This window comes from Microcystis sp. M079S1, from assembly GCF_020246425.1.
In the GTDB taxonomy this organism is placed as follows: Bacteria; Cyanobacteriota; Cyanobacteriia; order Cyanobacteriales; family Microcystaceae; genus Microcystis; species Microcystis aeruginosa.
Genome location: NZ_JADBSZ010000286.1, coordinates 1 through 12405, shown reverse-complemented (window position 1 = coordinate 12405; position 12405 = coordinate 1). Strand labels below are relative to the sequence as shown.

Genomic DNA, 12405 nt, shown 5'->3' with positions numbered 1-12405 from the left:
CTTGGGGTGATCGGGGGGGAAATTTAGGCACTTTTTCCCTGAAAATTAGGTAATTGACCCCCTGAAAATCGGTAAAACCCTACACCCCACACCCCACACCCCACACCCTACCCCCACGAAAAACTTTTTCAGCAAACCCTACTTAGACCTGTGCGAAAATTAAATTTGTGAGAAAAAAGAGCAAGACAACCCGTGCGATTGCCCTGTCAATCGTAGCTGATCAGGTCGCCCTTGTTCTTCGTCAGTGAAACCCCAGCAGTTTTTGGGTAGTCGGCAAGAACCCTCCTGCAGCCACTCCAACCAATCCGACTTTAGTTGTGGGTTCTGGAATGGTTTCCCCGCGTTCTTGCAAAACTTCAAGGTAAAGTTCAATCGCTTCTTTAATATTTTCCTGAACCTCTTCAAAGGTATCTGCAATGGTTTGATCAAGGATTACTTAGGATACTGACCCGGACTTTTTCACCATTTTGCAAAGGTTTACTACTATTAACGACGAAACGCTCCCCCGGTTCGAGTCCAGTGATAATTTCTACTTGACCGTCAAGCGCTTGACCGAGACGAACGGGACGTTTTTCCACTTGCGAGTTAGACTCGGAAAAGACGAAAATTGCCGAGGATTCCCCTTGACTGACAATTGCCGTTTCGGGAACAATCACCTGAGGGGCAGAATTATTATTAAACCGTACCCGGGCCAATAATCCCCCTTTGATTAAACCATCCCCATTGGGTAGAGTAATCTCCACGGGAATCCGCCGGGCCGTGCCTTGGCTGAGGGGAAAAATCCTGGTGATGCGACCGGAAAAATTTCTATCACCGAAAGCATCAAGGGTGACATTAACCTTTTGTCCTAAATTAATCGTTTTTAAATCCAATTCCGATAATAATACTACCACCTTGACCTGTTGAAAATCGCCAATTTTGAGGACTTCATCGCCGATACTGACTAAATCCCCCGGCTCTTTCAGTTTTTCGATAACTATCCCCGTCGCTGGTGATTTAAGAATAGCGTAGGCCTGACGTTGTTGTTCCTGAGCGATGACCGATTTTTGGGCGGCAACTCTGCCGATAATTCCCGCCACTACCTGCTCCTCGACTTTAATTCTTGATCGCGCGCTATTAACGGCTTTTAAAGCTACTGCCGCCGTAGTTTGGGCTGTTTCGCCCTGTTGCAGGGGAATCGCCCCTTCTAGGGCTAATTTTTGCAGGCGCTCGGCATCATTTTTGTCCTGTTGGTATTGTAGTTGTAGGCGCTCCACTTCAATTTCAGCGTTACTGACTTCAATTCTCGCCCGGGCTAATTCCGCTTCTAGGGACGACAGGGCGGCTTTTTCTTGCCGGACAACGGTGGCGAGGAGACGATCATCAACACGGGCGAGGATTTGCCCTAATTGCACCTCATCTCCCACATCGACGAGGAGATTGAGTAACTGCCCGGTGGCTTGCGATTGCAGAGAAACGACTTTTAAAGGTCGGGTAGTTCCCGTGTAATCGAGATTGCGTCCGATGGTTGCCGGTTTAGCCGTGGTGACGTTGACGGTAGTAGTACGGGCTGCCAGTGGCGGTGGTTGGGTTTCGGTCCCGGGAGAACAACTCGCGCTTAAGGATAAGATAACCAGAGCGGAAAGAATAATCGGAGTCGATCCCATGGCGATAATCTTGGTAGAAAGCTGCTTTTGAGTCGATGGTCGCTTATTCCTCGTCCCAAGCTTCTACCGCTACCACTTCGCTGAGAGGGTCTTGCATGGAGAAACCGAAATCGAGCAACTCTTGCTTCCAGTATCCCCACTCATCTCCGTATAAAAGAGCGAGTTTCCAGATACTATCGCTAGGTTTGACTACTTTTGCATCTATCCACTTGCTAACCTTCCGTTGAAACTTCACCATCGGGTGAGCTACAGCTTGTTTGGTCATAAATTCAATTGCTATGAATACTTCAGATTTTGCGCTTCCCGACTAAACTAACTCAAGACTAAGACTTTTGCCATTACAAAGGAGCGAGAAGCGCGTTTATTAACTTACTTGTACACCAGATCTCTGGTTTTAGGCAAGTCTTTTTGACCAAAAGTACGGTAATTACTACTATAGATTAGTATAACCGGAGGCCACAATCATGGAACCGATGCCTCGATCGGTGAAAATTTCCAGTAAAAGGGCGTGGGGAAGACGACCATCGATAATATGAGCAGCCTGAACTCCCTGGGCTAGCGATCGCACGCAGCAGCCAACTTTGGGAATCATCCCGCCGGCAACGATGCCTTTTTGAATCAACTCCCGGGCCTGTTGGATATCCAATTTAGCCAATAAAGTGGAAGGATCCTTGTAATTCTCTAAAATTCCGGCTGTATCGGTCATCAAAATCAGTTTAGCTGCCCCTAAAGCCGCCGCTATTTCTCCGGCTACCGTATCGGCATTGATATTATGAGCTTGGCCGGTTTCATCGGCGGCCACACTGGAAATCACGGGAATATAACCACTATTAACCAAGGATTCGACGACGCTAGTATCGACACTGCTGACTTCTCCAACAAAACCAATGCCCTCTTTACCCACGGGACGAGCAGTGATCAGATTGCCATCCTTACCGCATAATCCTACCGCTTTACCGCCGGCTTGATTGATCAGGGCAACAATTTCTTTATTGACGCGTCCCACCAGCACCATTTCTACCACATCCATGGTGGCGGCATCGGTGACGCGTAAACCGTCTTTAAATTGGGGTTCAATGCCTAATTTATCCAGCCAACTATTGATTTCTGGACCGCCGCCGTGGACAATAACGGGACGAACCCCCACACAGGAGAGAAAAACGATATCTCGCATGACCGTGTCTTTGATATCGCTGTTATTCATGGCCGCACCACCGTATTTAACCACTACGGTACGACCGCGAAATTCTTGTATATAGGGTAGGGCCTCGCTGAGGATTTTCACCCGTTGGGCATCGTTTTCGTGGGTATTATTGTTCATGGTTTTTTTTACTCGTCTGATTCAGTGATCAGTTTAGCGGTTTCAGGTTTGACAAAAACTGTTCACCTTGAACGGATTTCTAGAAAGTCCTAGAGTTACAGAATTTTTCGACGCAACGGACAAAAATCTCGACTCCCATCGCTAACACCGATTCATCAAAATCAAAGCGGGGATGATGGTGGGGATAGGCTAATCCTAATTCGGGATTGGCAGACCCCAAGAAGAAATAACAGCCCGGTACTTCCTGTAAAAAGAATGACATATCTTCCCCTCCCATGGTTTGACATTCGGGAACGATTCTGGCCGGGGTTTCCACCACTTGTGCGGCGATTGATTCCACTAATTCCGCCATCTGATCATGATTGATTACCGGGGGATACAATTGCCAGTAATCGAATTGATAACTAGCCCCCTGACTTTGACAGATGCCCGCGATAATTTCTTCCATCCGTTGTCGGAAATAGCCCCCTAACTGGGGATTGAAATAGCGCACCGTCCCACTGAGATTAGCACTATCGGCGATCACGTTTCTAGCGGTTCCCGCTGCTAATTTGCCCACAGTCACCACGGCAGCATCGAGGGGGTTGAGGTTGCGGGCGACGATAGTTTGCAAGGCGTTGACGATTTGGGCTGCCACCAGTAGTGAATCGACGGTTTGATGGGGAATTGCCCCGTGGCCGCCCCGGCCTTGAATCTGGAGATCGAAACATTCCACCGCCGCCATTAAGGGACCATTTTTCACGCCCACTGTCCCTAAAGGCAGATTATTCCAGAGATGCAGCCCGATAATTCCGTCCACGTCGGGATTTTTCAGCACTCCCGCCTCGATCATCGGTTTCGCCCCCCCCGGCCCTTCTTCGGCGGGTTGGAAAATAATTTTTACTGTCCCCTTGACATCGTGACGGTTTTGTGCTATGTAAACTGCTGTGCCGAGGGCGATCGCTGTGTGGCCATCGTGACCACAGGCGTGCATTTGGCCCGGATGTTGGGAACGATAGGGGACTTGGTTTTCTTCGGCGATCGGTAGTGCATCCATATCGGCCCGCAGGGCTAAAACTGGCCCCGGTTGACTGCCTTCGATGGTGGCGACAATTCCGGTGCCGGCGATGCCGGTTTGATGCTCAATTCCGTATTTAGTCAGGGTTTGACTGATTAAGGAGGCGGTGAGATGTTCTTGAAAGCCTAGTTCTGGTTTTTGGTGTATTTGTCGGCGCCAGTGGACTAATTGCGGCTGCAGGCAACGAATGGCAAGGCGAATTTGAGGGCAATTTAAGCTATTAGGAACGGGAAAGGAGGAAATCATCGGGTTCGGACGGCTAGATTTTTTGATCACCGATTTCTAGTTTAACGTCGGTCGTCGGTCGTTGGTCGTCAGGAGATAGGGTGATAGGGTTTTGGGGTGATAGGGTTCTGGGGTGATAGGGTGATGAGACAGCTTCCCCACACCCCCACTTCCCCGCTCCCCACTTCCCCACTTCCCCACTTCCCCTCTCCCTTCTTTACAAAACTTCATCGTAATTGGAGGGCTGGAAAGGGCAATTCTTGGGCGATAGGGGAAGGGAAAGCGGGGAAATATTAAAAAAAACTTAAAATTTTTATCTTGCTGCCCTTTATACCCTTAAAGCCTTGCTGTCTCTGATTTCCCGACGGTGAGAGGCTTTGAGCCATGGTCAGGAATTGATGACCAACTCGATCGAGTTATTGTTAAGTGACTGTTACAAAAAGACAGCAAAAAACTTAATAAGATGTAACAAACAAAGTTTCGACAGCAGTGTATAAATTTAATTTGAGGGGCCAAGATAACAGACAAAAGTTAAGCTGGATACTTGTTTAACCTCCTTAGGTGATTTATGAGAGAGCCATGAAGTTTTTTCAGGTTTCTTAAAGTAGGTCGCAACAATCGCGGTCAAGGCTAGTCTAGGCTCACCGTGAAATCCCTTAAGAGGGAAAACCTTTTAATTGCAAGCAAATCCCATTTAAATTTAGGAGATTGTCACAATGTTTGACGCATTCACCCGGGTAGTATCCCAAGCTGATGCTCGCGGCGAATATTTAAGCTCTTCCCAACTAGACGCTCTCAGCGCCATGGTTGCCGACAGCAACAAACGGATGGACTCTGTTAACCGGATCACCAGTAACGCTTCCACCATCGTTGCCAACGCCGCTCGTAGCCTGTTCGCTGAACAGCCCCAACTGATCACCCCCGGTGGTAATGCCTACACCAGCCGTCGTATGGCCGCTTGCTTACGCGACATGGAAATCATCTTGCGCTATGTTACCTACGCTACCTTCTCTGGCGACGGCAGTGTTCTCGATGATCGTTGCTTAAATGGTCTGCGCGAAACCTATGTAGCTTTAGGAGTACCAGGAGCTTCCGTAGCTGCTGGCGTAAGCAAAATGAAAGAAGCTGCTTTATCCATTGCTAATGATCGCAACGGTATCACCCCCGGCGATTGCAGTGCTTTAATGTCTGAAATTGCCAGCTACTTCGACCGCGCCGCCGCTGCTGTCGCCTAGTCCCTTGGGCTAGTCTCAATTGAACCGTAGGAAACTTATTGCAAGATTATTGGGAGATACCAAACAATGAAAACCCCCCTTACCGAAGCCGTAGCAGCCGCTGATTCTCAAGGTCGTTTCTTAAGCAGCACCGAAATCCAAACTGCTTTCGGTCGTTTTCGTCAAGCTTCTGCTGGCCTCAGCGCCGCTAAAGTGTTGACCGAAAGAGCCAGTTCTTTGATCTCTGGTGCTGCTCAAGCTGTGTACAACAAGTACCCCTACACCACCCAAATGCAAGGGGCTAACTTTGCGGCGGATCAACGCGGTAAAGACAAATGCGCTCGTGACATCGGTTACTACCTCCGCATGGTGACCTACTGCTTAGTTGCTGGTGGAACCGGTCCGATGGACGAGTACCTTATCGCTGGTATCGACGAAATCAACCGCACCTTCGACCTGTCTCCTAGCTGGTACATCGAAGCCCTCAAATACATCAAAGCCAACCATGGTTTAAGTGGCGACCCCGCAGTAGAAGCCAACTCCTATATCGACTACGCGATCAACGCTCTCAGCTAGTCCGAGTCGAAAAAACTGCTGGTCTGGAAAGACAGGAGGTTGTTAGCAAAAGGGTTAGCAATCACCTGTTCTTCCAGACCTTGTTATATCCATCGTCAAGGTGGCTAGGTAATCGAACTGATCCTCGCCTAGCTTTGAGCGGTCAGAAAATGATCATTTTTTTGTAGGAGAACTTTAGTGGCAATTACTACCTCAGCTTCCCGTTTAGGGACAACCGCTTTTAGCGAGGTTGCTCCCGTGGAATTACGTCCCGATTGGTCTCGTGATGACGCACAGGCGGTTATTCGCGCTGTCTATCGTCAGGTGCTAGGCAATGACTATATCATGCGTTCCGAGCGCCTTACCAGTGCCGAATCCTTACTCTGCAATGGTTCGATCACCGTGCGGGAATTCGTCCGCGCCGTGGCCAAATCGGAACTGTATAAGAACAAATTCTTCTACGGTAACTTCCAAACCCGCGTCATCGAACTTAATATCAAACATCTTTTAGGTCGCGCTCCCTACGATGAGTCGGAAGTGGTCTATCACCTCGATCTCTACGAAAACAAAGGATTCGAGGCCGATATCGACTCCTACATCGATTCCGCCGAATATACCGAAAACTTCGGTGATAGCATCGTTCCCTACTATCGCGGTTTTGCCAGCCAACCCGGTCAAAAAACCGTGGGATTTACCCGGATGTTCCAACTCTATCGCGGTTATGCCAACAGCGATCGCTCTCAGATTGCCGGCAAAACCTCCCGTTTAGCGGTGGAATTAGCCCAAAACGGAGCTTCGGCAGTGGTCGGTCCCTCCGGTGGCAGCGATGGTTGGGCCTATCGTCCCTCTGGTCAACGCAACACCCCCAGTAAAGCTCTTGGTGGTAGTGTGGCCTATGGTGATGTGGGTAAGCTCTATCGCGTGGAAATTGCCGCCATCAGCAAACCGGGTTATCCCAGTGTCCGTCGCAGTAGCAAAGCGGTTATCGTCCCCTTTGAACAGTTAAATAACACCCTGCAACAGATCAACCGTCTCGGTGGCAAAGTTGCCAGCATCACCCCCGCTAGTTTGAATTAATTTTCTAGCTTAAGATAACTAAAAGTCTCCCGGGCAGCCGTCAGGTTCACCGGGAGACTTCTTTCTAGGGAACTGACAGAAATTGACCCTCAGCAGATCGAGCAAACCTGTAGAATGAAAATAGTTCTATCGTTTTAATGCCTGTGACTGTCACTTCGATCGCTTTTGACTCTATCGATACTGCCTTAGCGGAAATCAAAGCTGGACGGGCTATTGTAGTAGTTGATGATGAGAATCGCGAAAATGAAGGAGATCTAATCTGTGCGGCCCAATTTGCCACCCCCGATCTGATTAACTTCATGGCAGTGCAAGCTCGCGGTTTAATCTGTCTGGCCATGACAGGAGAGCGTCTTGATGCTCTCGAATTACCCTTGATGGTGACAAAAAACACCGATAGCAATCAAACCGCTTTTACCGTTAGCATCGATGCCGCTCCCCATTTAGGGGTTAAAACTGGCATTTCGGCAGAAGATCGGGCGAAAACCGTACAAGTTGCCATTAATCCAGTCACTCGTCCCGACGATCTCACCCGTCCCGGTCATGTCTTCCCGATTCGTGCTAAAGCCGGTGGAGTCTTAAAACGCGCCGGTCATACGGAGGCAGCCGTGGATCTAGCTCGATTAGCCGGGTTGTATCCGGCGGGAGTTATCTGTGAGATACAAAATCCCGATGGTTCCATGGCCCGTTTACCGCAACTATTTGAATACGCTCGTCAACATAATCTCAGGTTAATTAGCATTGCCGATCTGATCGGTTATCGCTTAAAACACGATCGCTTTGTCCATCGGGAAACGGTCTGTGATTTTCCCAGTCAATTCGGCACTTTTCAGCTTTATGCCTACCGAAATTTATTAGATCAAACCGAACACATCGCTATTGTGAAAGGCGATCCCGCTCTCTTTGGTGATCAACCTGTAATGGTACGAATGCACTCGGAATGTCTGACCGGGGATGCTTTGGGATCCTTGCGTTGCGATTGTCGCCAACAGTTACAAAGTGCCTTAAAAATGATTGAAAACAACGGTTTAGGGGTGGTGGTTTACCTGCGACAGGAAGGCCGGGGAATTGGTTTAATTAATAAGCTAAAAGCCTATTCTTTACAGGATATAGGACTAGATACGGTGGAAGCCAACGAAAGGTTAGGATTTCCCGCCGATTTGCGCGATTACGGCATGGGAGCGCAAATGCTCAACGATTTGGGGGTGAGAAATATTCGTTTAATTACCAATAATCCCCGTAAAATTGCCGGATTAAAAGGCTATGGTTTGGAAATAGTCGAGCGAGTACCTTTGCTGATCGAGGCTAATGATTATAATTCCAATTATCTAGCCACAAAAGCGGAAAAGTTAGGACATCTATTCCTACAAACCTATCTAGTCACCATCGCTCTCAGTTGGGGGGAAAATCCGCCGTCAATTTCGCAAAGATATCATCAATTAGAGAAATTACGGCAGTTAAGTCGCGCTAATCAATTATCTCTCCAAGAAGAAACCCGACCGGTAGCCAATGCCCTTTTTGATCGCGCCCCTTTGATCGTACATTTAGGTTTAGATATTCGTCAGGGTGTCAGCAGTAATTGGTATAAAAATCCTTCCCATCCTTATCTTCTGGTTATTGACAAGATATTAAATGACATTAAAGATTGGTCGGAAATTGAACGCTTAGAATTTTTAATTTCCGACGGAGACGATTCGATGACGGGATTACAAATGAAACTCGATCGTCAAAAAATGTCCGATGAAGATTTCTCACAATTACCACAATTAGCTACCCAAATTATCTACAGTTTTACTCGTGATTCAGCCAAAAATTAGTTTTCTATGACCATACTGTTGCCTCTTGCCTCATCTCAACAAGCAATTTAAATATTTAACAGCTTAACAGTTATAATTAAACCAAGCTAGTATAACGGGGAAAAACTATGACAACTCTCGACATTTTACCAGAAGTTACCTGTCCCCCCACCGATTTATGGAGTGATGAACCACCCTTGGAAAGTGATTTACATCTGCAACAGATCATAATTCTTCTCAGTTGTCTAGAATTATTATGGCAAGAGAAAAACGATTACTACGCTTCCGGTAATCTGACTATCTACTATAACGAAGAACAACTGAAAAAGCGCGATTTCTGTGGTCCTGATTTTTTTGTGGTTTTAGATACGGAAAAACGTCCCCGCAAAAGTTGGGTAGTCTGGGGAGAAGGGGGTAAATATCCCAATGTGATCGTGGAAATTCTCTCCCCATCCACTGCTAATATCGATCGCACTAAAAAGAAAATTCTCTATCAAAATACCTTTCGCACTCCTAATTATTTTTGGTTTGATCCTAATACCTTAGAATTGCAAGGATTTAGATTAATTGCGGGACAATATCAGGCTATTGCTGCTAATGAAAACGGCTATTTATGGAGTGAACAATTAGAACTCTATTTAGGCATATTTGACCGTAAACTGCGTTATTTTACCACCGATGGTCAATTGGTTCCCACTCCCCAAGAAGCTGAATTAGAGCAAAGACAAGCAAAGGAACAGATTCTTTTAGAAAGGGAACAGATTCTTTTAGAAAGGGAACAGGAACGAAAGGCAAAAGAACAGGCTCTTTTAGAAAAAGAACAAGCTATCTTAGAAAAGGAAAAATTAGCCCAAAAATTACGAGAATTGGGCATTGATCCTGAAACTATCTAATTGATCAATATCTCTAGGCTAGGTAATTACCATCCTTATTTTTCCTGTCTTTCTAAAGCTAATTGTACTAACTTATCGACCAATTTATCAAACTCTAAACCGGTGGCTTTCCAGAGTTGGGGATACATACTAAAATTAGTAAACCCCGGCAGAGTATTAATTTCATTGAGAAACACTTCCCCAGTCTTTTCTACATAGAAAAAATCCACCCGCGACAATCCCGCAGCATCTACAGCTTTAAATGCTTCTACAGCCATTTCTCGCACTTGATTAGCAATTTTATCTGGAATATTAGCGGGAATCACCATACTCGATCGCCCGTCAGTATATTTAGTTTCGTAGTCATAAAAATCACTATCAAAAGTAATTTCTCCCACCAAAGAAGCTTGGGGATTATCATTACCTAAAACCGCACATTCGATCTCCCTTGCGGTTACTCCTGCTTCAACAATAATCCGTCGATCATAACTAGCAGCACTATCTAAAGCAGCCTCTAATTCTTGCCGGTTGCGTGCTTTACTAATACCCACCGAAGAACCTAAATTAGCCGGTTTAATAAAACAAGGATAACCTATTTCCTCGGCGATTTGATCGCACAATTGCGGAAAAATACAGGCATTTGACCACACTTGTGAGCGGGTTACGGCCTTATACTTAACTTGGGGTAATCCAGCGGCTGCAAAAGCAGTTTTCATGGCAATTTTATCCATTCCCAAGCATGAACCCAGGACCCCACTACCCACAAAAGCAACCCGCATGAGAGTGAGTAATCCTTGCAAAGTACCATCTTCCCCATTCGGTCCGTGGAGAATTGGAAACCAAACCTCAATTTCCCTCACTTCTGGAGGAAATTGCCAGATATTGACTTTTATATCACTCTCAATAGCTAGGGGTTGCCCAGAGGTTAAAATTTGTCTAGCAGTTGCTGCCGAATGCCAACAGCCATTTTTATCGATATAGAAGGGGATAACTGCGTATTTGTCAAGATTTTCGGGATAATTAAAAGCTTGCAGGATCGATCGAGCCGAATTGATAGATACCTCGTGTTCTCCCGATCGACCACCAAACAACAATCCTACCTTGATCTTATCCATATTATCCTCTCTAGACCCAGCTAGATCCTAAATTAGAGTTCAACTATCATATATACTATGGGCGGAGTTGACAATAGTTGCAAATGATTTAGATGCGGCTGTCCCTCGTCAGATCGGGGTTTTGGCAAAACCTCAAGATAAATTAATTATCGATCGGGATGAAATTTGGTCGTTCTTTCCCTAAAAAAATGGATAATCACTTTGTATCTATTCACCCCCCGAAATTGAATGATTATTTAGCTAATTTTTCCAGTTTTTTCTTATACCAATTCTCCAAAGTCTGACTACAGAAGTTTAATCCCCCTAAATCCCCCTTTTTAAGGGGGATTTAAAGGGGGACTTAAATTCGATATGTAGTTTTCATTTAGAGAAATGATATAAACCTCTCAGCATCTCGCCTATGCCATGAACTTTGCCAACCTCCTGACTGTAGCATTGCCAGTCTGACTGCGTTGGCACTCGCCCTCCCCAACCTCAGAGCCAGATCGCCCAATAAGAAGCGATCGCTTTCCTACCTGTGGTTAAGAGTCCTTACAATGGCACTGCACGCCGCATTAAGTGAAAATAGCCCGATTCGTTGACAAACAACACAATATGCTTATCAGCAAAGAGGAATATCCTATCGTCGATAAATAATCTACCTTGAAGGAATTTCTAACCATAATTCAACAGTTCCCTGACTAGGCTTTTTCCCGCTATAAGATACAAAAGGTTTTGCTTCAATATTAGGAACTTGACTAATAGAATATCCGAGATTCCGCAAAGCACGGGTCGCATCTTGGGCGAGATTTTCTGCTGCCACCCTATCTTGAGTGTAGAAGTATCGAACTTGGTGCTTACCAGCGGCTCCACCCTCCCTCTCTTCTCCAGGAACAATATAGTCTGCTTTTTTGAGGGCATCCGATAGAGCCTCTGCCTGCGGACGTTTCCCCCCAGCGAACTGGAAGAACACCGTTGTCCTCTTGCGTTTTTCTGCTAAACTTTGCTCTGCTTTCTGGGTTGCTGAAATCACGGACTGAATAGCAGCCTTCCTTTGCTGGGCAGCCTGTGCTGATTCGCCCCCCGGTTTTTGTACACTAACTGTGACGATACTATTCAGTTTATCTACCTGTATAGCTAACTCTTTAAGTTGACTTTGAAGAGAATCTACGCTTGAGCCGAGCGGCTGCGAATATTTTTGACTTGTAATGTCCAAATTTGTCGAGATTTTATCGAGCTTTTGTATTTTGTCATCCAGTATTTTTACCTTTTGAATGTTATTATCTAGTCCCTCAGCTTGGGGACGGAAAGCTATTAATTCTTGCTGCACTTGCTCAATTATATCCTTTGCCTCTTTTGCTTTCAATCGTGTCTCGCTAATAAGCTCTCTAACTTCATCACGCTTTACCTGGGAGCATCCCAATTATGTAATGAGTATAAATGCTCAGAAGGGTAAGAAGGCTTTTGTAGTAACGATTCTGGTTCCAATCACACAATTTAGAGAACCGTTGAAAATCTATGAACTCCCGAAAAGGCTTGCCATATAAGTAT

General features: G+C 46.2%; 11 protein-coding genes. 5 read left to right on the top strand and 6 right to left on the bottom strand.

What is annotated here, in order from left to right; translation table 11 throughout:
• Window positions 1–425: 425 nt before the first annotated feature.
• The 4 genes from IM456_RS18625 to IM456_RS18610 all read right to left on the bottom strand — a co-directional run bounded on the left by IM456_RS18625 (window position 426) and on the right by IM456_RS18610 (window position 4270).
• A complete protein-coding gene (locus IM456_RS18625; protein WP_149988008.1) occupies window positions 426–1646 on the bottom strand; it encodes an efflux RND transporter periplasmic adaptor subunit in 1221 nt (406 codons plus the stop codon).
• Window positions 1647–1689: 43 nt separating this feature from the next.
• The gene (locus tag IM456_RS18620) at window positions 1690–1911 is read right to left on the bottom strand and encodes a DUF4327 family protein (protein WP_002759020.1); all 222 of its coding nucleotides are present in this window, start codon (window positions 1909–1911) and stop codon (window positions 1690–1692) included.
• 168 nt (window positions 1912–2079) lie between these two features.
• Window positions 2080–2967 carry an acetylglutamate kinase gene (gene argB, locus IM456_RS18615; protein ID WP_149988009.1) on the bottom strand — a complete coding sequence of 296 codons (888 nt, stop codon included), beginning with the start codon at window positions 2965–2967 and terminating at the stop codon, window positions 2080–2082.
• Between the two features lie 79 nt (window positions 2968–3046).
• Entirely contained in the window at window positions 3047–4270 is a 1224-nt protein-coding gene (locus tag IM456_RS18610; RefSeq protein WP_149988013.1) for a M20 metallopeptidase family protein, read from the bottom strand.
• Between the two features lie 695 nt (window positions 4271–4965).
• Between IM456_RS18610 and cpcB the strand changes: the two genes are divergently transcribed.
• From cpcB to IM456_RS18585, 5 genes are all read left to right on the top strand, one after another.
• Window positions 4966–5484: a C-phycocyanin subunit beta gene (gene cpcB / locus IM456_RS18605; protein WP_002735500.1), complete on the top strand. Its 519-nt coding sequence runs from the start codon at window positions 4966–4968 to the stop codon at window positions 5482–5484.
• A 66-nt stretch (window positions 5485–5550) separates the two neighbouring features.
• Window positions 5551–6039, top strand: coding sequence for a C-phycocyanin subunit alpha (gene cpcA / locus IM456_RS18600; RefSeq protein WP_147071652.1), 489 nt, complete (start codon window positions 5551–5553; stop codon window positions 6037–6039).
• A 177-nt stretch (window positions 6040–6216) separates the two neighbouring features.
• Window positions 6217–7095 carry a phycobilisome linker polypeptide gene (locus IM456_RS18595; RefSeq protein WP_045361079.1) on the top strand — a complete coding sequence of 293 codons (879 nt, stop codon included), beginning with the start codon at window positions 6217–6219 and terminating at the stop codon, window positions 7093–7095.
• Between the two features lie 137 nt (window positions 7096–7232).
• Window positions 7233–8909 (top strand): bifunctional 3,4-dihydroxy-2-butanone-4-phosphate synthase/GTP cyclohydrolase II, encoded by a 1677-nt coding sequence (ribBA, locus tag IM456_RS18590; RefSeq protein WP_002796674.1) that lies wholly within the window; start codon window positions 7233–7235, stop codon window positions 8907–8909.
• Window positions 8910–9016: 107 nt separating this feature from the next.
• Window positions 9017–9781, top strand: a complete 765-nt coding sequence (locus IM456_RS18585) for a Uma2 family endonuclease (protein ID WP_287693323.1) — start codon at window positions 9017–9019, stop codon at window positions 9779–9781.
• A 35-nt stretch (window positions 9782–9816) separates the two neighbouring features.
• Here IM456_RS18585 and IM456_RS18580 read toward each other — a convergent pair whose 3' ends face one another.
• Together IM456_RS18580 and IM456_RS18575 are read right to left on the bottom strand one after the other, a co-directional pair.
• Entirely contained in the window at window positions 9817–10875 is a 1059-nt protein-coding gene (locus tag IM456_RS18580; protein ID WP_287693322.1) for a D-alanine--D-alanine ligase family protein, read from the bottom strand.
• Window positions 10876–11512: 637 nt separating this feature from the next.
• The gene (locus IM456_RS18575) at window positions 11513–12220 is read right to left on the bottom strand and encodes a hypothetical protein (protein WP_287693321.1); all 708 of its coding nucleotides are present in this window, start codon (window positions 12218–12220) and stop codon (window positions 11513–11515) included.
• Between the last annotated feature and the right edge of the window lie 185 nt (window positions 12221–12405).